Source organism: Blastococcus sp. TML/C7B (assembly GCF_016612845.1).
GTDB lineage: Bacteria > Actinomycetota > Actinomycetes > Mycobacteriales > Geodermatophilaceae > Blastococcus.
Genome location: NZ_JAEOAA010000002.1, coordinates 951,869 through 971,651, shown reverse-complemented (window position 1 = coordinate 971,651; position 19,783 = coordinate 951,869). Strand labels below are relative to the sequence as shown.

Below are 19,783 nucleotides of genomic sequence, written 5' to 3'. Positions count from 1 at the left end.
ACCCGGTCAGCCGAGCAGGGCACCGACGGCCACGACCGCGCCGACGACCGCGAGCAGCAGGAGGAGCCCGGTCACCGCGACCGGGACGACCACCCAGCGGCGCTTGAACCGCCGGCGCCGGGGGCGCGGTGCCGCCTTCCGCTCCCGCCGGTGGTCGGCCAGGTGCCGCGCCTGGTCGCGGGCGTCGCGGGCGACGGACCCGAGCAGTGAGCGGGACGCCGACGCGAGCGCGAGCAGGTCCGCGACCTCGATGCGCTCCGGCGCGTTGCCCGGCACCGGCCCGGGAGCCGGCGGGGGCGGCGGGGGAGCCGCCGGCGCCGGTGTGCGGCCGGCCGCCACCCGCGTGAGCTGGGCGCGGGCGGTGGCCGCGTCGGTGCGCTGCGCCGGGTCCTTGGTCAGCAGGCCGCGCAGCACCGGGTCCAGGGGGCCGGCCCGCAGCACCGGCGCCGGGTGCTCGGAGACGACGGCCAGCAGGGTGGCCATCGAGTCGCCGGCGTCGAACGGCGGTCGCCCCTCGACGGCCGCGTAGAGGGTCGCGCCCAGGGACCACAGGTCGACCGGTGGGCGGGGCTCGTCGCCGTGTGCCCGTTCCGGGGCCATGTAGGACGGCGAGCCGATCAGCGCGCCCTGCGTAGGTCAGGCTGGAGTCGCCGGTGGTGGTGGCGATGCCGAAGTCGGTCAGGCAGGCCGCGCCGTCCGGGCCGACCAGCACGTTGGCCGGCTTCACGTCGCGGTGCACGATGCCGAGCGCGTGCGCCGCCTCCAGGGCGTCCAGCACGTCGAGCCCGATGCGGGCCACCTCTGCCGGCGGCAGCGGGCCGCGCTCCTCGAGGATCTCCTGCAGGCTGCGGGCGGCGACGTGCTTCATCACCAGCCACGGCCTCTCGTCGGCCTCGACGACGTCGTAGACCGTGGTGACGTGCGGGTGGTCGAGCTGCCCGGCGGCGCGCGCCTCCCGCATCGTCCGCTCGTGGAGGACGGCCCGCTCCTCGTCGGTGACGTGCAGCGGGAAGGTCACCTCCTTGACCGCCACCTGGCGCTCGAGGACGAGGTCGGTGGCCAGCCAGACGGTGCCCATGCCGCCCTGGCCGAGCACGTGCTCGAGGGCGTACCGGCCGCCGAGGACGTGCGTGCGGGGTCCGGTGTCGGCGCTCATGCGGTGCTTGCTACCCAGGCCGGGCGGGCGGACGCTCGGAGCCGTGGCCGGGCATTCCACCCGTTCGTGTTCTGCGCGGTCGTACCACCCTTCGTAACCTCGTGATGTCCGAGCGTCACCACGGGGGTGAGCGCGTGGGGGATCCGTGTCGTGGTGGGTGTGGGTGCTCATCGGCTGGGCGCTGCTGGCCGCCACGGCCGCCGTCGTGCTCGGCCTGGCCATCCGGAACGCCGACCGCCGGGAGCTCGGGGACCGCGACGTGGACCCCGAGCCACCCCCGGCGGACGACGACTGAGCGGGTCAGGCGTCGCGCAGCTCCCGGCGGAGGATCTTGCCGGTCACCGTCTTGGGCAGCTCGTCCACGAGGACGACGCTGCGCGGGTACTTGTAGGCCGCCATCCGCTCCTTGCAGTGCGCGATGAGCTCCTCCTCGGTCGCCGACGTCCCGGGCTTGAGGCTGACGAACGCCTTGACCGTCTCCCCGCGCTTCTCGTCGGGGACCCCGACCACCGCCGCTTCCCGGACGGCGGGGTGCTCGGCCAGGACGTCCTCGACCTCGCGCGGCCACACCTTGTAGCCCGACGCGTTGATCATGTCCTTCTTGCGGTCGACGATGAACACCCAGCCGTCGGGGTCCATGAAGCCGACGTCGCCGCTCTTCAGCGCCCCGCCGGGCAGGTTCGCCGCCGTCTCCTCGGGCTTGCCCCAGTAGCCGGCCACCACCTGCGGGCCGTCCGCGACGATCTCGCCGATCTCGCCCAGCGGCAGGTCGTTCCCCTCGTCGTCCTGGATGCGGACGATCGTGTTCGGCGCCGGCACCCCGACCGACAGGGCGCCCGAGGTCGGGTCGACCGGTGACGGGGAGCCGAACGGCGTGACCGTCATCGGCGAGGTCGTCTCGGTCAGACCGTAGGCGTTGTGCACCTGCTTGCCGGTGGCCTCGAAGAACCCCCGCTCGGCCGTCGGCGAGATCGCCGCGCCGCCGGAGTAGATCGAGGTGAAGGACGCGAAGTGGTCCCGGGTGAACCCCGGCGCGTTGAGCAGCGCGCTGAATGCGGTGATCGCCCCGATCGTGAAGGCCGGCCGGTGCTCCAGGAGCGCGTCGAGCACCACCTGCGGCTCGAACCGGTAGGCCAGCACCAGCGGCGCCGGCGCCAGCATGCTCACCGCGATGTGCCCGATCAGGCCGGTGATGTGGAACAGCGGGGCGATGCCGAAGATGGCGCCGTCCCGGCCGGCGTGCACCCAGTCCCGGTAGACCTGCGCGGTGAAGACGACGTTGCGGTGGGTGTTCATCGCCCCCTTGGGCACCCCGGTCGTGCCCGAGGTGTAGGTCAGGAACGCGACGTCGTCGGGCGCGAGGGACACCGGGGGCGGCGCCGACCCCCGGTGCTCGGCGACGAACTCGGAGAAGTCCGTCGTGCCCTCGTGCCGCTGCCGCTCCAGGCCCGCGAACAGCCGCTGGTCGTCCCGCGTCTGGAACTCCAGCTCGCTGGTGGTGAGGACCAGCCGCACGTCGGTGTCCGGGACGACGTCCGCGGCGATCTCCGCGTACAGCGACTCGAGGGAGACCAGGACCGTCGCGCCGGAGTCCTCGAGCAGGTACGACAGCTCCCGGGCCCGGCTCATCGGGTTGATCGACACCATGACGCCGCCGGCCTTCCAGGCCGCCACCATGGAGATGACGAACTGCGGCACGTTCTGCAGGTAGACCGCCAGCCGGTCGCCCCGCTGGAAGCCCGACGCGAGCAGCCCCGCGGCCAGGCCGTCGCTGAGCTCGTCCAGCTCCTGCCGGGTGAGCACGCCGTCGAAGTAGCGCAGGGCCACCGCGGACGGATCGCGCGCCACCCCGGCGCGGAACATGGTCAGGGCGTCGTCGAACTCGATCTCGTAGTCGGCCGGCTGGTCCCCGTAGCGCGCCAGCCAGGGCCGCTCGTCGTACGCGCTCACCGGGCGGCTACTTGATGACGACGGGGTTGACCGGCGTGCCGGCGGCCTTGGCCACCTTGAGCGGCGCCGCGACGTAGAGGAACTCGTACCGCTTGTCGTCGGCGCAGTCGGCGGCCAGCTTCTCCAGGTCGGCGATCTCGGTGAGGGTGACCCCGAGGTTGCGCATGAGGGCGCTGTGCAGGACCAGGGCGACGCCGTTGTTCGGGTCGTAGGTGACCTCGTTGGCGATCGTGTCGGTGACCAGGTTGGGGATCTCCATGTCCTGGAACCACTGCACGAGCTCGGGGCTGTAGACCAGGCCGGGCTCGTTGAAGCCCTCGTAGAACGCGTCGCCCTGCTCGTGGAACAGCTGCAGGAAGTTGGTGCGGATGATCAGGATGTCGCGCTTCCGCAGCTCGACGCCCTGGGCCGCGGCGCACTGCTCCAGGTCCTCGTGGGTGAAGGTCTCGCCCTTGTCGAGGGTCTCCTTGCCGCGGAAGCGGGCCATGTCGAGCAGCACCGCGCGACCGACGATGCCGCGCTCGGCGATCGGCAGCACGCTGGCCTTCTCCAGGCCGCCGACGGTGCTGCGCGCGTCGTAGCCGTTCCAGATCTTGCCGTCGTACCAGAGGTGGCCCAGCGCGTCGTACTGCGTGGAGCCCTGCAGGTAGGCGTCGATCTTGTCGTCGGCGTAGTGCAGGCCGCCGGGGAACGCCGCGCCCTTGCCGCCCTCGTCCCAGTCGCTCTCGTCCAGGACCTGGGTGCGGACGGCGGGCGTGCGGCCGGGCCAGACGGGGTCGCCCTTCGGGTCGCCGATGAGCCGCTGGAGGGTGAACACCTTGCCCGCGCTCACCAGACGGACGGCGGCCAGCACCTGCTCCGCGCCGAGGTAGTTCAGGGCGCCGACCTCGTCGTCGTCGCCCCACTTGCCCCAGTTCGTCGGGGCGTCCTTCAGCAGCTCGGTGAGGGCGGGGGCGGTCGGGGTCGCGTCGGTCACGGGGGCCTCCTGGGCTGGGGAGCGGGTCGGTCCGGACTATTCGCCGGTGTGGTGCCGATCACAACCATCTGCCACATTCGACGCAACCGCTCCGCACCCGCCGATCGCCGAGAGGTCCGCCATGAGCACGCTCCAGCCCGCCGTCCCCGAGTCGGTCTTCACCTACGGCGCTCCCCAGCTGAAGTTCGGGACGGGCGCCTCGGACGAGATCGGTTTCGATCTCAGCCGCTACGGGGTGAAGCGGGTGCTGGTGGTCACCGACGCCGGGGTGGCCGCCACCGGGCTGCCGCAGCGGGTGGCCGACCAGATGGACACGTTCGGCATCGAGGCGCGGGTCTTCGACGGCGTGCACGTCGAGCCCACCGACCAGAGCCTGATCGCGGCGATCGAGGAGGCCCGCTCGACCGGGCCGTGGGACGCCTTCGTCGCGGTCGGGGGCGGCTCGAGCATCGACACCGCCAAGGCGATCAACCTGCTGACGACCAACCCCGGCGAGCTCATGGACTACGTCAACGTGCCGGTCGGGAAGGGGGAGGCGCCGCCGGAGCAGCTCAAGCCGCTGATCGCCGTCCCGACCACCACCGGGACGGGTGCGGAGAGCACCACGATCTGCGTGATGGACGTGATCTCCGCGCGGGTAAAGACCGGGATCAGCCACGCGCGGCTGCGGCCGACGATGGCGGTGATCGACCCGGCGCTGACGCTGACCCAGCCGCCGGGGGTGACCGCCGCCGCGGGCATGGACATCCTCTGCCACGCGCTGGAGAGCTACACCGCGCGCTGGTACACGACCTACGAGCACAAGACGCCCGAGCAGAGGGTGCCGTACTGCGGGTCCAACCCGATCTCGGACATGTGGTCGGAGAAGGCGCTGTCGCTGCTGGCCGGGTCGTTCCGGCAGGCGGTGCGGCACGGGGACGACGAGCAGGCGCGGGCGGACATGGCGATGGCGGCGACCTTCGCCGGCATGGGCTTCGGCAACGCGGGGGTGCACATCCCGCACGCCAACGCCTACCCGATCGCGGGGCAGGTGCGGGACTTCCACCCGAAGGACTACCCGGCGGGCGAGCCGATGGTGCCGCACGGGATGTCGGTGGCGCTGACCGCGCCGGAGGCCTTCCGGTTCACCTTCGACGCCTCGCCCGAGCGGCACGTCCGGGTGGCGCAGCTGCTGGCACCCGACGCCGACCGGCCCTCGGACGCCGCGGAGTTCCTGCCCACCGTGCTGGCCGAGCTGATGCGCGACATCGACATCCCGAACGGAGTCGGGGCGGTCGGGTTCTCCGAGGGGGACGTCCCCGACCTGGTCGAGGGCACGATGAAGCAGCAGCGGCTGCTGGCGACCTGCCCGAAGGAGGTCACCGAGGACGACATCGCCGGGATCTTCCGGCGCTCGATGTCGCTCTGGTGATCAGCTCGCCCGGACGACGCTCTTCGTGACCTGCGCGGCGGCGACGACCTCGCCGTCGACGGTGGCCTCCGCGCGCAGGAAGGCCACCGCGCGGCCGCGGCGCAGCACCGTGCCGGTGAGGTCGACCCGCTTGCCCGCGGCCACCGGCCGCATGAGGGAGACGGTGAGGTCGTGGGTGACCGCGTGCTCCTCGTCGGACAGCGACGGCAGCAGCGCGAGGAAGCCGGCGACGTCCATCAGCGTGTAGATCACCCCGCCGTGCAGGACGCCGACCTGGTTCTGCGCCGGCCCGTCGACCGGGAACCAGATGCCGGCGGAGGGGTCGGCGGGGTCGCGGAGCTGCATCCCGAGGAACCGGTGCAGGGGGATGTCGAGCACCGCCTGCACCCGGGCGGCGACGACGTCGGGGGAGGGCGTGCTCACGAGCCGGCCGGGGGGTCGGCAGCGGCCAGGACGGCGAGGGCCGCGTTGCCCAGCTCGGCGCCCTTCGTGCGGAAGTGCCGGGTGAAGTAGGCGACGTGCTCCTCGTGCTCGTGGAAGTGCAGCGGCGTCAGGACGCCGGAGAGCACGGGGACGCCGGTGGCGAGCTGGACCTGCATGAGCCCGCTGATGACCGCCGACGCGACGTACTCGTGCTGGTAGATGCCACCGTTCACGACGAGCCCGACCGCCGCGATGGCGTCGTACCCGCCGCTTCGCGCCAGCCGCTGGACGGTCAGCGGGATCTCGAAGGCGCCCGGCACGTGCACGACGTCCGGCGCGGGGTGCCCGGCGGCCTCGACGACCTCGCCGAAGGCCTCGACGGACCGGTCGACGATGTCGGCGTGCCAGCGGGAGGCGACGACGGCGATCCGGGCGGGGGTGGCTGACTGGGGCATGGGAACTGCCTCCGTTCCTCGTCGCTCGGCGCGGTGGGGCGGGTGGGGCTCGAACCCACGACCCAGGGATTATGAGTCCCATGCTCTGACCAGCTGAGCTACCGCCCCGTCGTCCCCAGCCTGCCAGAGAGGCCGGGATCACATCCGCGGCCCGCGCGCTGGTCGCGTCGGCGAGTCCGCCGGCCGACGCGGTGCGCGCCGTTATCGCCCTGTGACATGACCGCCCGCTGGCACTACCGTCGTCCGCGGTCCACCGGGCCCGGGCCTCGACACCGGGCGCCCCGGGCGGACCCCGCCGCACGCGCCGGCCCGACGGCCGCCGCGACCCCCGGGACCCACCGCGGTCCTGAGAGGAATGGAGAACCGTCGCGTTGGCGAGCTCGCACCGCCGGACCACCACGTCCCCGTCCCGCCGACGACGTCTGCGGACGTCCCTCGCCACGAGCGCCGTCCTCGCCGCGGCGCTCCTCGGGGCACCCGCGGCCTCGGCCGCCCCCGCCGACGACGCACGTGTCGACCAGGCCCGTGCGCAGCACGACGCCGTCGCCGCGCAGATCGCCGCGCTCGGCGCACGTGTCGCGGAGGCGGAGGACGACCTCCAGCGGATGGCGATCGAGGCGGAGGCCGCCAGCGGGGAAGCGCTCGCGGCCCAGGCCGCCCTTGACACCGCCACCCGGGAGGCCGAGGCGGCCGCCGCCGCGCTCGCGGAGGCCGAGCGGGCGGTGGGCGAGGCCGAGGAGGACGTCGCGACGGTGGGCCGCCAGGCGTACATGGGCGGCGGGCAGGACACCTTCGGCGACCTCGGCCTGCTCCTCGACGCCCGGGGCCCGGGGGAGCTGCTCCAGCAGGCCGCCACGCTGGACGTGCTCGCCGGAGGCCGCGCCGAGGTCCTCGCGGCCATGGAGGTCGTCGAGGCCGCGCAGGCGCGTGCCGAGCGCGCCGCGCAGGCGTCGGTTGCCGAACGCGACCGGGCCGCCGTCGCCGCCGCGGAGGCCCAGGCCGCCGCCGAGGCCCAGCTCTCGGGAGCCCAGGAGCGCTTCGACGCCCTGGCGGCCGAGAAGGCCGGGCTGGACCAGCAGCTGCGCGCCGCCGAGATCACGCTCCTGCAGATGCAGGGTGCCCGCGACGCGGCCGAGGCATGGGAGGCCCAGCAGCTGCGCGAGCTCGCGGCCGCCGCCGCCGCGAACGCCGTCACGACGTCCAACGTGCCCTCAGGTGCCGCGTCCCGCTCCGGCGGCGCCGCGGCGGGGGCGATGAGCGCACCGTCCGGTGCCGTGGCGCTCACGAGCGGGCGGGTCACCTCCTGCTACGGCTCCCGGTGGGGCACGCTGCACGCAGGCGTCGACATCGCCGCACCCATCGGCACGCCGGTCTACGCCCCCGAGGGTGGCGTGGTGCTCCAGGCCGGCCCGGCCAGCGGCTTCGGCCTGGCCGTCGCCCTGCAGCACCGCGACGGCACGATCACGATCTACGGCCACGTCAACCAGTTCTTCGTCAGCGCGGGCCAGAGCGTCTCCACGGGTCAGCAGATCGCCGAGGTCGGCAACCGGGGTCAGTCCACCGGCCCGCACCTGCACTTCGAGGTGCACACCGGCGGCCTGTACGCCAACCGCGTCAACCCGGCGCCCTGGCTGAGCCAGCGCGGCATCTCCCTCGGCAGCTGCTGAGCACCCGGCACGTGCCCGTACCGGACCATGGGGCGGTGCGGGCGCCGGGACGAGCTGACACCACCTGGCTGCGGGCCGCGCTGCTGGTCCTGCTGCTCGCCGCCGGGGCGGTCGTCGCGCTGACCGTCGACCTGCCGGACGTCGACGCCGTCCGCGGCCGACTGGACGGCGCCGGCGCGGTCGGCTGGGCCGCGCTCGTCGGCGCGGTCGCGCTCGTGCTCACCGCACCCGTGCCGCGCACCGCGGTCTCCGTGCTGCTCGGCGTCGTCGCCGGGTTCCTGCCCGGCCTGCTGGTGGCGCTGGGGGGCGCGATGGTCGCCGCCGTCCTCGGCTTCGGGCTGGCCCGCTGGCTCGGCCGGTCCGCGGTCACCCGGTTGGCCGGCCCGCGCCTGGACCGGCTGGACCGGCTCCTGGTCGACCGGGGGTTCGTCGCGCTGCTGGTCGGGCGGCTGATCCCCGTCGTCCCGTTCGTGGTGCTCAGCTACGGCTCGGGTCTGACCGCGATGCGGCTGCTGCCCTATGCCGCGGCCACCGCGCTCGGCATCCTCCCGAGCACCGTCGTCCAGGTCGGGGTGGGCGCCTCCGCCCCGGCGCTCGTGTCCGGCGCTACGGCGGCCGTCGCCCTGCCGCTGGCCGCGCTCGTCCTGGCCGGCGTGGTGTGGTTCCGCCGCCGCCGGGCGGGCCTCAGCCCCTCCTGAACAGCCGGCCCAGCGCGGCCGCCGGGCCGCCCATCGTGCGGGCCGCGAGCTGCAGGATCGGGCCGCCCGGGATGCCCGGCACCTTCTGGACGATCGGTGCCAGCTGCAGCAGGCCGCCGACGTCGTGCACCCGCAGCTGCCGCCGGGCCGCGGCGGGCACCGGGTTGATCCGGCCGGACGCCGCCTCGAGCAGCAGCTCCGCCGAGCCCTCCACCGCCGGGCCCTCGTGCGCGCCGGCGGGCACGGGGGAGACCCGCCACCCCTCCGGATCGGCGTCGAAGGACCAGCCGCCGTCCGGCGTCGCCAGGGTGACCCGGCCGGTGATGCCGCACGACGTGGCCAGGGCGCCGGTGACGTCGACGAGCGCCGCCAGCCCCGACTGCAGCACGTCGGCCGGCGGGGGCTCGGCGCCGCAGGAGACCAGGTCCAGCCCGTGCACGGCCAGCTCGTAGGCCTGCCCGAGGACGACGCTGAGCAGCGGGAGGCGCCCGACGACGGACACCGTCGGCGCGGTGTCGAGCTCGACCGGCGCCTCGGCCAGGTAGCGCGCCGTCGCCTCGCGGTTGCGGTGCAGGGCGGCGAGCACCTCCTCGCGCGACGCCGCCGCGTGCGCGGCGGTGATCCGCGCGTTGACCGCGTCGGGATCCGGCTGGGCCCCGGTGGCGCCGGTCCGGGCGGAGGCGACGAGGTCGGCCATCGCCGCGTGGTCGTCCCAGCAGCCCAGGTGCACGCAGATCTCGTGCGCCCGCCACCCCGGCAACCGGGACGGGCGCTCGAGGTCGATGCCCTCGGCCTGGCCGATGAAGGAGTCCCACGCCGCGAGCACCCGCGTGCGCACCTCGTCGCGGCCGGCGTCGGCCATGCCCTGGTGTCGTCCCATGACCGTTCGCCTACCCCGGGCGGGTGGCCGGCAGGCGTGCGTGAGTACCTGTCCGCGGGGAGACGTGGCTCACCCCCGGGGGTGAGGGGAGTCAAGCGACCGTCGGGGGAGGTCGACATCACCGGTGTGACCAGCGCGTTCACCGGAGATCGCCGCCGCCGCGGCGGACCGGCGGGGCCCCGCCGAGCGGGTGCCCTCCGCCGGCTCCTCGGCGTGCTGCGCGACGGGCTCTACCGTCCGCTCGCGGAGGACGACGACCGCGTCGCCTTCTGGGTGCGGCACGTGCGCTACGGCATCCTGCTCAGCGAGCTCTGCGCGCTCGCCGTCGGCGTCTACGCCCTCGTCACCGAGACCCCCGGCCGCCAGCACCCGGTGATCCTCGGCATGGCCGGCGTCGTGGTGCTCGGCTCCCCGCTGCTGCTGCTCCTGCCGCTGCCGGCGATGATGCGCGACCACCGCGGCCCCACCATGTTCTACCTCTGGACCCTCGGCACGAGCGCGGTCATCCTCACGGCGACCTGGATCGACGGGGGCGCGTCCAGCCCGCTGGACGCCATGCTGTTCCTGACCCTCACCTACATGGCCGCGGCCTACCCGCCCTACGGCGTGGTCGCCATGGGCTCGGTCATGACCGCCGGTTACGTCGTGCTCTTCGGGACGTCGGGGCTCACCACGTCGGGAGCCTTCTTCATCGCCGTCCTGGTCGCCTTCACCCTCATCTGCACGATGGCCTCGGCCAACTCCTGGGCCGCGCACGACCGGCAGGTCCTGCTCATCAGCACGCAGACGACGCTCGCCTCGACCGACCCGCTCACCGGCATCCCGAACCGCCGCACGCTGGTCGAGCGGCTCTCCGGCGCCGTCGACGCCGCCGCCTGGGGGCACCGCTCGGTGGTCTGCCTGGTCGACCTGGACGGCTTCAAGGGCGTCAACGACCGCGACGGCCACGCCGCCGGCGACGCGATGCTCAAGGCGGTCGCCTCCATCCTGGGCGGCGTCCTCCGCGAGACCGACACCGTCGCCCGGCTCGGCGGCGACGAGTTCGCCGTCCTCGCCGACGTCACCGAGACCTTCTCCGCCGAGCTGCTCGCCGAGCGGCTGCGGCAGGCGGTCGCGCTGGTCGGCTCGGGCAGCGGCGTCACCGCCAGCATCGGCGTCGCCGACGTCGTGCCAGGGGAGGACGTCGCCGAGCTCATGCACCGGGCGGACGCCGCGATGTACCGGGCCAAGGCCGACGGCGGCAACCGCTTCGCCCTGATCGCCGCCTGACCCCGGCCGCGACACGCCGCCCTGTACCGGCGGTACCACTGTCTGTTGCCGCTTTCGCCTACGCTGAGTGACCAAGCGGGACGCCCTGGCGGAGCAGCCGCGCCGAGCTCCCCGCGAGGGTGCGTTCCCGCGCCGCCGGGTGCCGCAGATCCCGGAGGACGCCCTGGACGGACGGCCATGTGTCGTGCTATGGCCGCTGACCAGCGGGAAAGCGGCCGATCCGGTCTCTCCTGTCACATCGGGCACAAGCGCCCCACTCGGGCTGGCGCGATCGGGTCACCATCGTGCAGACTGTTCGCGGGAGCCCTGCTCCGCCACTGCCGAACACAGCCAGTCACCGAATCGATGGGTCCGTAGGGGAAGACGAGACCGATCGAGTCGATGGAGGTGCCCCGTGCAGCGACGGTCAACCCAGGGTGTCGTCTTCGTGCACGCGTGCCCGAAGGCGCTCTGCCAGCACGTCGAATGGGCGCTCGAGCGCGTCGTCGGCGCGCCGGTCTCCCTGTCGTGGGACGAACAGCCCGCCGCGCACGGTGCCTACCGTGCGGAGGTGGCCTGGACCGGGGCGCCGGGAACCGGCGCCCGGCTGGTGGCTGCCCTGCGCCAGTGGCCGATGCTGCGTTTCGAGGTCACCGAGGAAGCCAGTCACGGCAACGACGGCGAGCGCATGTCGTACGTGCCCGGCCACGGTGTCTTCCGCGCGCCGACCAGCGCCAACGGCGACATCATGATCAGCGAGCAGCAGCTGCGGCACCTCGCGGCGACGGCGTCCTCCGCGGAGGCGTTCCGGCACGGGGTCGATGAGCTCCTCGGCGCCCCCTGGGACGCCGACCTGGAGGTCTACCGGCACGCCGGCGACGGCAGCCCGGTGACCTGGCTGCACCAGGTCGTCTAGACCTGACCTGGACGGGGTCGTCCGGGTGCCTGCGGGGAAGCGGCACCCGGGCGACCTCTTCCATGTGGTGCTCCGCCACCGACGGCGTCCACCCTCAGCTCCGAGCGTCCTCCCTCGTGGTGCGCGGTGGGGGAGGACGCTCGACGATCAGGTCACCTGATCGTGGCGGGGGTGGTCAGAGCGGGATGTTGCCGTGCGCCCCGCGGCCGTGCGGGGCGGCGGTGAGCGCCGCGATCAGCCGGCGCCGGGTGTGCGCGGGGTCCACGACCTCGTCGACGACGCCGATCTGCACGGCCCGGTTCACGCCGCCGGCGATCCGCTCGTGCTCCTCGGCCAGCTGCGCGTGCAGCGCCTCGCGCTCGCCGGGCTGGGCGGCGGCGAGCTTCTTGCGGTGCAGGATGCCGACGGCGGCCTTGGCGCCCATGACCGCCACCTCGGCGCCGGGCCAGGCGAACACTGCGGTGGCGCCCAGCGAGCGGGAGTTCATCGCGATGTAGGCGCCGCCGTAGGACTTGCGGGTCACCAGCGTCACGCGCGGGACCACGGCCTCGGCGAAGGCGTGCAGCAGCTTCGCGCCGCGGCGCACCACGCCGTCCCACTCCTGGCCGACGCCGGGCAGGTAGCCGGGCACGTCGACGAGCACCACGAGCGGCACCCCGAAGGCGTCGCACATCCGCACGAACCGGGCCGCCTTCTCCGCCGACGCGGAGTCCAGGCAGCCGCCGAGCCGGATCGGGTTGTTGGCGATCACCCCGACGGTGCGGCCCGACAGCCGGCCCAGCGTGGTGACGACGTTCGGGGCGAACCGCGGGTGCAGCTCCAGGCCGGGGCCGTCGAGGACGGCGCCGACCAGCGGCTTCACGTCGTAGGCCCGCTGCGGCTGCTCGGGCAGCAGTGCCTTGAGGTCGACGTCCGGCGCGTCACCGGCCGGCGCGAACGAGCCCTGCGCGGCGAGCAGGTCCACGGCGGTGCGGGCGGTCTCCAGCGCGGCGGGCTCGGAGTCGGTAACGACGTGCACGACGCCGGAGCGGCGGCCGTGGGTGTCCGGCCCGCCGAGGGTCTCCTGGTCGACGTTCTCGCCGGTCACCGAGCGGACGACGTCGGGACCGGTGACGAACACCCGCCCGGCCGGCCCCATGATCACGATGTCGGTGAGCGCCGGGCCGTAGGCCGCGCCACCGGCGGCCGCGCCCAGCACCACCGAGATCTGCGGGATGCGGCCCGAGGCCCGCACCATCGCGGCGAACACCTCGCCGACGGCGTGCAGCGCGGTCACGCCCTCGGCCAGCCGAGCGCCGCCGGAGTGCCAGATGCCGACGACCGGCACGTGCTCGCGCAGCGCGGTGTCGATCGCGTCGACGATGTGCCGGCAGCCGTCCACGCCCATCGCCCCGCCCATGACGGTGGCGTCGGTGCAGAAGGCGATCGCCCGGCTGCCCGACACCCGGCCGCGGGCGGCCAGCACCCCCGAGGTGTCCCGGGAGGCCAGCAGCTCCATCGACCCCTCGTCGAAGAACCGGGAGAGCCGGTCCTCGGGGTCGCGGGGGTCCGGCGTAGCAAGGAGCGGGGCGGCGGGCGCTGTCGTCACGGGACCTCCACGAGAGGGGTGGTGCGGGTGGATCGCGCTCGCCGTCAGGCGGTGGTGAACACCAGCGCGATGTTGTGGCCGCCGAAGCCGAAGGAGTCGTTGACCGCGGCGGTGAGGGAGGCGCGGCGGGGCTCGCCGCGCACGATGTCGAGCGCCTGCACGTTGGCGTCGTCGTCGGGGTTCTCGAGGTTGGCCGTCGCCGGCACGACCTGCTCGCGCAGCGCCAGGATGGCGAACACCGACTCCAGCGCACCGGCGGCGCCGAGCAGGTGGCCGGTCTGGCTCTTGGTGGCGCTGACCAGCACGTGGTCGCCGATGGCGGAGCGGATGGCGGCGGCCTCCGCGGTGTCGCCGACCGGCGTCGAGGTGGCGTGCGCGTTGACGTGCCCGACGTCGGCCGGGCTCAGGCCGGCGTCGCGCAGCGCCGCGGTGATGGCGCGGGCGGCGCCCTCGCCCTCGGGGTGCGGGGCGACCAGGTCGTAGCCGTCGGCGGTGCCGGCGGCGCCGGCCAGGCGGGCGTGGATGCGGGCGCCGCGGGCCTTCGCGGAGTCCTCGCGCTCCAGGACCAGCGCGGCCGCGCCCTCGCCGAGCACGAAGCCGTCGCGGGCCTTGTCGAACGGGCGGGAGGCGCGCTCGGGCTCGTCGTTGCGGGTGGACATCGCCCGCATCGCGGCGAAGCCGGCCATGGGCAGCGGGTGCACGCAGGCCTCGGTGCCGCCGACGAGGACGACGTCGGCGCGGTCGAAGCGGAGCAGGTCCCAGGCCCCAGCGGATCGCCTCGGCGCCGGAGGCGCAGGCGCTGACCGGCGCGTGCACGCCGCCCTTCGCGCCGATCGAGAGCCCGACCGCGGCGGCCGGCCCGTTGGGCATGAGCATCGGGATGGTGAAGGGGGAGACCCGCTTGGGGCCCTTCTCCTCCAGGACGTCGTCCTGACCGAGCAGGGTCAGCGCGCCGCCGATGCCGGTGCCGATGACGACCGCGATCCGCAGCGGGTCGACCCCGGCGTCACCGGCGCCGGAGTCCCGCCACGCCTCCTCGGCGGCGACGACCGCCACCTGCTGGCTGCGGTCGAGCCGGCGGGCGCGCACCCGGTCGAGCTGCTCGGCCGGGTCGGTGCTCAGCCGGGCGACCAGCTGCGCGGGGTACTCCTTGATCCAGTCGTCGGTGATGCGGCTGACCCCCGACCGTCCGGCGAGCAGCGCGTCCCAGGTGCTGGGCACGTCGCCACCCAGCGGGGTGGTGGCCCCGAGGCCGGTGACGACGACGTCGGACGTGCTCATGGCTGTTCCTCCTGGAGCTGCGGTCGGGCGACCGGGGGTCGGCTGCGTCAGCCCTGGTTCTTCTCGATGTAGCTGATGGCGTCACCGACGGTCTTGATGTTGCCGAGCTCGTCGTCGGGGATGGCGACGCCGAACTTGTCCTCGACGGCGGTGGCGATCTCGACCATCGACAGCGAGTCGACGTCGAGGTCCTCGGTGAAGGACTTCTCGGGGGTGGCGTCGGCGGGGGTCACACCGGCGACCTCCTCCAGGATCTCGGCCAGACCGGACTGGATCTCCTGGGTGCTGCTCACGCGGCGGGTCCTTTCGTCGGCCGGGACGGGGTGCCCCGGAGTTCTGTGGTGGAGCGGTTCAGGGGAGGCGGAGGACCTGGCCGGCGTAGGTCAGGCCGGCGCCGTAGCCGAGGACCAGGGCGAGGTCGCCGGACTTCGCCTCGCCGGACTCCATCAGCGCGCCGAGCGCGAGCGGGATGGAGGCGGCCGAGGTGTTGCCCGAGCGCACGATGTCGCGGGCGATCACCGTCTTCTCGTCGAAGCCGAGCTTCTTGGTCATCGACTCGATGATGCGGAGGTTGGCCTGGTGCGGCGCGAACACGTCGATGTCGGCAGGGGTGACGCCGGCCCGCTCCATCGCCTGCGCCAGCGCGTCGGTGAGCTTGGTCGTGGCCCAGCGGTACACGGCCTGGCCGGCCATCGCCATGAACCCGCTGTCGATGATCTCGATGGCGGAGTGCTGGTCGCCGTCGCTTCCCCACGCGACCGGGCCGATGCCCGGCTCGTCGGAGGCGCCGACCACGGCGGCTCCCGCGCCGTCGGCGAAGATCACCGCCGTCGACCGGTCGGTCATGTCCGTGACGTCGGTGAGCCGCTCGACGCCGATCACGACGGCGTTGCGCGCGGATCCGGCGCGGATCGCGTCGGAGACCAGGCCGAGGGAGTAGCAGAAGCCCGCGCAGCCGGCGTTGAGGTCCAGCGCGCCGGGGCGCGGGATGCCCAGGCGGTGCGCGACCTGCGGGCCGATGCCCGGGATGGGCCGGCGCAGGCTCGCGCTGGCCAGGATCACGAGGTCGATCTCGTCGGGGGCCAGCCCGCTGGCGGCGATCGCCTTGCCGCCGGCCGCGGTGGCCATCTCGACGAGGGTCTCGTCGTCGTCGGCCCAGCGCCGCTCCGCGATGCCGACCCGGCTCTGGATCCACTCGTCGCTGGTCTCCATGACTGAGGCGAGCTCGTCGTTGGTCACCCGGCGGCGGGGGCGGTAGCCGCCGAGGCCGAGGATGCGCGCGCCGGGGGCGCCGGTAGCGAGCTTGAGAGTCGTCACGCGGACACCTCCGGGTAGAGACGGGCGATCGGGTCGCCGGCGTCGACGAGGTCGCCCTCCTGCACCAGCCACTCGGCGAGCACGCCGTCGTAGGCGGCGGACACGTTGACCTCCTCGCGCCGGCCGCGGATGCAGCCCAGCGGGCTGCCGGCCGGCAGGCGGGTGCCCTCGGCGACCTCGGCCGGGCTCACCGTGCCGCGGGCGGGGGCGACGACGACGCGCCAGTCGGGCAGGTGCTCGGCCTCGGCCCGACCTCGCTCGGCGGCGATGAGCTCCCGGGCTCGGTCGAGGTCCGCCGGGCCGGAGAGGGTGAGGATCTCGACGCCGGCGCCCTTCCACTCGCGCTTGGCCAGCCCCGCCAGCGCGCCGGCCGGGGGCAGCTCGATGACGGCGGTGACGCCGAGGTCCCGCAGCGTCGCGAGGCAGGCGTCGAAGCGGACCGGGCTGGTGATCTGGCTGACCAGCCGGCGCACCGCCTCGGCGCCGGTGCTCACCGCGGCGCCGTCGCTGTTGGAGAGCAGCAGCCGGCTCGGGTCGGCCGGGCGCAGGCCGTCGACCAGCCCCTCGAGCTCCTCGCGGGCCGAGGCCATGTACGGGGTGTGGAAGGCCCCGGCGACCGACAGCGGCATGACCCGGGCCTTGGCCGGCGGGTCGGCCTTGAGTCGCGGCCAGGCCGTCGAGCGGGCCGGCCGCCACGATCTGGCCGGCGCCGTTCAGGTTGGCCGGGGCCAGGCCGTGCCGCTCGAGCACGGCCAGCACCTCGTCGGGGTCGCCGCCCAGGACGGCGGACATGCCGGTCGGCGTCTGGGCGCAGGCCGCGGCCATGGCCCGGCCGCGGACGGCGGTCAGCGCGATCGCCGCCTCGACGCTGAGCACCCCGGCGAGCGCCGCCGCGGTCAGCTCGCCGACGCTGTGGCCGGCGATCACGACGTCGCGGCCCGCCGAGGGGCTGTGCGCGACCGGGCCGGGCAGGCCGCCCAGCTCGCGGGCGACGAACAGGCTCATCGCGACGACCAGCGGCTGGGTGACCGCGGTGTCCTGGATCGCCTCGGCGTCGCCGGTGGTGCCCAGCGTCAGCAGGTCGGCGTCGGCGATGGCGCCGGCCCAGCGGAAGAACGACTCGGCCCCGGGGAGCTCCAGCCAGTCGGTGAGCATTCCGGGCTTCTGGGCTCCCTGACCGGGGGCGAGAACGGCGAGCACTCGTCCACCGTGCCAAAGACGGCGGCCCGCCGCGGTGGCGGGCGGCACGAAAGCACACGGGTGATCTTTGGAGGGTTCCCACAACGTGAGCGTGCCCAGGGGGCCGAATCACCGGGTCCGGTGGTGGAGACCACACGGAGCTGCCGGGCCTACTCCCAGAGCGAGCGCTCGCGGTCCAGGTGCGCGAGGGCCAGCGCGACCTGGAGCGTCCAGGCGCCGCGCGGATCGGTGGCGGAGAGCCCGGTCAGCTCGGCGGCCCGCTTGAGCCGGTACCGGACGGTGTTCGGGTGGACGAAGATCGCCCGGGCGCTGGCCTCGAGGTTTCCGCCGCTGCCCAGCACCGCGCGCACCGTCTCCAGCACCCCGCTGCCGGCCGCGAGCAGGGGGACGGCGACCTCGTCGCGCAGCGCCGCCCGCGCGAGCGGATCGCCGTCCAGCGCCCGCTCCGGCAGCAGCGCGTCGGCGCTGACCGGCCGCGGTGCCTCCGGCCAGGCGCGGGCCGCGCGGAGGCCGGCCAGCGCGGCCGCCGCCGACTCCCCGGCCCGGCCCAGGCCGTCGACGACCGGCCCGGAGACCACCGGGCCGGGACCGAACTCCTCGGCCACCCGCGCCACGACCGGCGGGAGCTCCTCGGGCCCGCCGAGGACGACGACCAGCTGGTCGGCGTGCACGCCGACCAGCACGTCGCTGCGCAGCGCCCGGGCCGCCCGGCGCACGGCCGCGTGCGGATCGGCGACACCCTCCGGCGTCGCCCCGACGACGACCGTCACGGGGGAGAGCGCCGACCAGCCGAGGGCGGCGGCGCGGCCGCCGATCTCCTCGGACCGCTCGCCCCGCACCAGCGCGTCGACCAGGAGCGCCTCCAGCCGGGCGTCCCAGGCGCCGCGGTTCTCCGCGAAGCTGGCGTAGACGTGCGCGGTCGCGAAGGCGACCTCGCGGCTGAACTGGAGCACGGCCAGCCGCTCAGCATCTCCTCGTCGCCGGGCTCGGCGACGGAGGTGACGTGGTCCTCGAGGGTCTCCACGGTCACCCGGATCAGATCGACGGTCTGCTTGAGCGCGACCACCCGCACCAGCTCGCGGGGGGCGGCGCCGAACACCTCGCCGGTCAGCCGCGGCGGCCGCCCGGGGTGCCGGCACCACTCGACGAGGGAGGCCAGGCCGGCCTGCGCGACGAGGGTGACCCACGAGCGCTGGTCGGCCGGCATCGTCCGGAACCAGGGCAGTTCGTCGTCCATGCGGGCGACGGCCTGGGTGGCCAGCGCCCCCGACGAGCGCTCGAGCCGCCGGAGGGTGGCCGCGCTCGGGCGGTCGGTCACCCGGCTCCTCACCGCGTCAGCGTGCCACGCGCGGGGCGTGTCGGGGAGAGTGGGGAGGTGAGCGTTCCCCCGGACGGTGGCACCACCGTCGCCCCTCCCCGTGCCCTCGCCGGCCCGCTGTCGGTCGTCGCCGCGTGCGCGGCGGTGGTGGCGCTGCTCGGGCTGGGGGTGCGCACCGGCGCGGCGTGGCAGCTGGACGTGGACACCCGGGCCAGCGAGGCGCTGTACGCCGGCGACGACCGCAGCCGCTGGCTGGACGTGCTGCTGGAGGTGCTCACCGCGCCCGGGCTGTCCGTGGTCCGGTACCTGGTGGCCGTGCCGGTGCTGATCTGGCTGGCCCGCCGCCGCGACTGGCGGGCGCTGGTCTGGGTGGTCGTGGCCGCGGTGTTCGTCCGGCACCTGACCTCGTTCCTCAAGGAGTTCTTCGGCCGGGTGCGGCCGCCGTTCGAGGAGGGCGGCGCCGGCTACGACTCGCTCAGCTTCCCGAGCGGCCACTCCTCGGGCGTGGCCGCGCTGGTCGCCATCGGGCTGGTGCTCGCCTGGCCCCGGCTCTCCGCCCCGGGACGACGCCTGTGGGGCGCGCTGGGCGCGCTGCTGGTGCTGCTCGTCGGCCTCACCCGGATGTGGCTCGGCGTCCACTACCTCTCCGACGTCGTCGGCGGCTGGGCGCTCGGGCTGGGCTGGACCCTGCTCACCGCCGTGGTCTTCGGGGTGCTGCCCCGGCGGGAGCCCGGCCGGTGAGCGCCCCGGAGCAGGACACCGTGCTCGCCCCCGACGACGGGTCGCTGGGCCCGCTGCTGCGGGTGTCCGACGACCGGCTGGGCCCGGGGGAGACCTACGGCGCGCACGAGCACGCCGCCGTCGACGTCGTCGCCGTGGTACTCGCGGGCTCGCTGCGGCACGGCTGGGGCGACCGCGCGCTCATGCGGGCCGGGGACGTCGGCGTGCTGCGCGCCGGCACCGGTTTGGTCCACGACGAGGCGGCCGGGGACGACGGCGCACGGGTGCTGCAGTGCTACCTGCGGCCGGCCGATCCGGCGTCCCCGCCGTCGCACGAGGTGCACCACGCCGTCGCCGGGCCGGTCGACCTGCGGCGCGCGGACGCCGCGCTGCGGGTGGTGCGGGCGGCCCCCGGCGAGGCGGTCGAGCTGCCCGCGGGACTGCTGCTCCAGGCCGGCCGGCGGACGACGGCGACCCGGCACGAGGGCGGCCCCGTCGTCGCGTCCGAGCACGTCGCGCTCGTGCTGTGGCAGCTGGAGACCGGCCGCCCGGCCTGGGCGCTCGAGCAGCCCTAGGGGC

Annotated in this window: 20 protein-coding genes, 1 tRNA gene and 3 pseudogenes; 8 read left to right on the top strand and 16 right to left on the bottom strand. The window is 74.8% G+C overall.

What is annotated here, in order from left to right; all coding sequences use genetic code 11:
- Nucleotides 1-6 precede the first annotated feature (6 nt).
- Both JKP76_RS22740 and JKP76_RS22735 read right to left on the bottom strand, forming a co-directional pair.
- Complete coding sequence (locus JKP76_RS22740) at nt 7-600, bottom strand: hypothetical protein (protein WP_255522705.1); 594 nt, start codon at nt 598-600, stop codon at nt 7-9.
- Nucleotides 601-691: 91 nt separating this feature from the next.
- Nucleotides 692-1,078: pseudogene (locus JKP76_RS22735) on the bottom strand (serine/threonine-protein kinase); the annotation flags it as partial.
- Between the two features lie 223 nt (nt 1,079-1,301).
- On the opposite strand from JKP76_RS22735, the gene JKP76_RS17550 reads away from it, so the two are divergent.
- Entirely contained in the window at nt 1,302-1,451 is a 150-nt protein-coding gene (locus JKP76_RS17550) for a hypothetical protein (protein WP_200492117.1), read from the top strand.
- Nucleotides 1,452-1,456: 5 nt separating this feature from the next.
- Here JKP76_RS17550 and JKP76_RS17545 read toward each other — a convergent pair whose 3' ends face one another.
- Together JKP76_RS17545 and JKP76_RS17540 are read right to left on the bottom strand one after the other, a co-directional pair.
- Entirely contained in the window at nt 1,457-3,106 is a 1,650-nt protein-coding gene (locus tag JKP76_RS17545; RefSeq protein ID WP_200492116.1) for an AMP-binding protein, read from the bottom strand.
- 7 nt (nt 3,107-3,113) lie between these two features.
- Complete coding sequence (locus tag JKP76_RS17540; RefSeq protein ID WP_200492115.1) at nt 3,114-4,082, bottom strand: cyclase family protein; 969 nt, start codon at nt 4,080-4,082, stop codon at nt 3,114-3,116.
- 121 nt (nt 4,083-4,203) lie between these two features.
- Here JKP76_RS17540 and JKP76_RS17535 point away from each other — a divergent pair, with 121 nt between their 5' ends.
- The gene (locus JKP76_RS17535) at nt 4,204-5,493 is read left to right on the top strand and encodes a hydroxyacid-oxoacid transhydrogenase (RefSeq protein WP_200492114.1); all 1,290 of its coding nucleotides are present in this window, start codon (nt 4,204-4,206) and stop codon (nt 5,491-5,493) included.
- Here the strand turns inward: JKP76_RS17535 and JKP76_RS17530 are convergent, their stop codons facing one another.
- The 3 genes from JKP76_RS17530 to JKP76_RS17520 form a co-directional block, all read right to left on the bottom strand.
- Complete coding sequence (locus tag JKP76_RS17530; protein WP_309229570.1) at nt 5,494-5,916, bottom strand: PaaI family thioesterase; 423 nt, start codon at nt 5,914-5,916, stop codon at nt 5,494-5,496. It abuts the gene before it with no gap.
- Nucleotides 5,913-6,371, bottom strand: coding sequence for a 6,7-dimethyl-8-ribityllumazine synthase (locus tag JKP76_RS17525; RefSeq protein WP_200492113.1), 459 nt, complete (start codon nt 6,369-6,371; stop codon nt 5,913-5,915). The genes JKP76_RS17530 and JKP76_RS17525 overlap by 4 nt, the downstream gene beginning before the upstream one ends.
- Before the next feature lie 34 nt (nt 6,372-6,405).
- Nucleotides 6,406-6,479 (bottom strand) — tRNA-Ile (locus JKP76_RS17520).
- 263 nt (nt 6,480-6,742) lie between these two features.
- On the opposite strand from JKP76_RS17520, the gene JKP76_RS17515 reads away from it, so the two are divergent.
- Both JKP76_RS17515 and JKP76_RS17510 read left to right on the top strand, forming a co-directional pair.
- Nucleotides 6,743-8,038 (top strand): peptidoglycan DD-metalloendopeptidase family protein, encoded by a 1,296-nt coding sequence (locus JKP76_RS17515; RefSeq protein ID WP_242471995.1) that lies wholly within the window; start codon nt 6,743-6,745, stop codon nt 8,036-8,038.
- Between the two features lie 35 nt (nt 8,039-8,073).
- Nucleotides 8,074-8,736, top strand: a complete 663-nt coding sequence (locus JKP76_RS17510) for a VTT domain-containing protein (RefSeq protein ID WP_200492112.1) — start codon at nt 8,074-8,076, stop codon at nt 8,734-8,736.
- Here JKP76_RS17510 and JKP76_RS17505 read toward each other — a convergent pair.
- Nucleotides 8,723-9,616, bottom strand: a complete 894-nt coding sequence (locus JKP76_RS17505; RefSeq protein WP_200492111.1) for a maleylpyruvate isomerase N-terminal domain-containing protein — start codon at nt 9,614-9,616, stop codon at nt 8,723-8,725. The two genes, JKP76_RS17510 and JKP76_RS17505, sit on opposite strands and share 14 nt — an antisense overlap.
- Nucleotides 9,617-9,697: 81 nt before the next feature.
- On the opposite strand from JKP76_RS17505, the gene JKP76_RS23620 reads away from it, so the two are divergent.
- Nucleotides 9,698-10,885 carry a diguanylate cyclase gene (locus JKP76_RS23620; RefSeq protein WP_200492110.1) on the top strand — a complete coding sequence of 396 codons (1,188 nt, stop codon included), beginning with the start codon at nt 9,698-9,700 and terminating at the stop codon, nt 10,883-10,885.
- A 394-nt stretch (nt 10,886-11,279) separates the two neighbouring features.
- Complete coding sequence (locus JKP76_RS17495) at nt 11,280-11,780, top strand: DUF3145 domain-containing protein (protein WP_200492109.1); 501 nt, start codon at nt 11,280-11,282, stop codon at nt 11,778-11,780.
- Nucleotides 11,781-11,955: 175 nt separating this feature from the next.
- On the opposite strand, the gene JKP76_RS17490 is transcribed toward JKP76_RS17495, so the two are convergent.
- From JKP76_RS17490 to JKP76_RS21620, 8 genes and pseudogenes are all read right to left on the bottom strand, one after another.
- On the bottom strand, nt 11,956-13,368 hold the full coding sequence (locus tag JKP76_RS17490; protein ID WP_309229572.1) for a carboxyl transferase domain-containing protein: 1,413 nt from the start codon (nt 13,366-13,368) through the stop codon (nt 11,956-11,958).
- A gap of 44 nt (nt 13,369-13,412) precedes the next feature.
- Nucleotides 13,413-14,123 carry a beta-ketoacyl synthase gene (locus JKP76_RS23055; RefSeq protein WP_304504755.1) on the bottom strand — a complete coding sequence of 237 codons (711 nt, stop codon included), beginning with the start codon at nt 14,121-14,123 and terminating at the stop codon, nt 13,413-13,415.
- 73 nt (nt 14,124-14,196) lie between these two features.
- Nucleotides 14,197-14,649: pseudogene (locus tag JKP76_RS23050) on the bottom strand (beta-ketoacyl synthase N-terminal-like domain-containing protein); the annotation flags it as partial.
- A 47-nt stretch (nt 14,650-14,696) separates the two neighbouring features.
- A complete protein-coding gene (locus tag JKP76_RS17480; RefSeq protein WP_040336827.1) occupies nt 14,697-14,942 on the bottom strand; it encodes an acyl carrier protein in 246 nt (81 codons plus the stop codon).
- Nucleotides 14,943-15,000: 58 nt separating this feature from the next.
- Entirely contained in the window at nt 15,001-15,966 is a 966-nt protein-coding gene (locus tag JKP76_RS17475; RefSeq protein WP_200492108.1) for a beta-ketoacyl-ACP synthase III, read from the bottom strand.
- The gene (locus tag JKP76_RS21630; protein ID WP_242471994.1) at nt 15,963-16,595 is read right to left on the bottom strand and encodes a biotin/lipoyl-binding protein; all 633 of its coding nucleotides are present in this window, start codon (nt 16,593-16,595) and stop codon (nt 15,963-15,965) included. Before JKP76_RS21630 ends, JKP76_RS17475 begins: the two co-directional genes overlap by 4 nt.
- A 97-nt stretch (nt 16,596-16,692) precedes the next feature.
- Nucleotides 16,693-17,121: pseudogene (locus JKP76_RS21625) on the bottom strand (ACP S-malonyltransferase); the annotation flags it as partial.
- A 194-nt stretch (nt 17,122-17,315) separates the two neighbouring features.
- Nucleotides 17,316-18,119, bottom strand: coding sequence for a helix-turn-helix domain-containing protein (locus tag JKP76_RS21620; RefSeq protein WP_309233035.1), 804 nt, complete (start codon nt 18,117-18,119; stop codon nt 17,316-17,318).
- Nucleotides 18,120-18,541: 422 nt separating this feature from the next.
- On the opposite strand from JKP76_RS21620, the gene JKP76_RS17460 reads away from it, so the two are divergent.
- Both JKP76_RS17460 and JKP76_RS17455 read left to right on the top strand, forming a co-directional pair.
- Nucleotides 18,542-19,225, top strand: a complete 684-nt coding sequence (locus JKP76_RS17460; protein ID WP_309233034.1) for a phosphatase PAP2 family protein — start codon at nt 18,542-18,544, stop codon at nt 19,223-19,225.
- On the top strand, nt 19,222-19,779 hold the full coding sequence (locus JKP76_RS17455; protein WP_200492107.1) for a pirin family protein: 558 nt from the start codon (nt 19,222-19,224) through the stop codon (nt 19,777-19,779). Before JKP76_RS17460 ends, JKP76_RS17455 begins: the two co-directional genes overlap by 4 nt.
- The last annotated feature ends 4 nt before the right edge of the window (nt 19,780-19,783 follow it).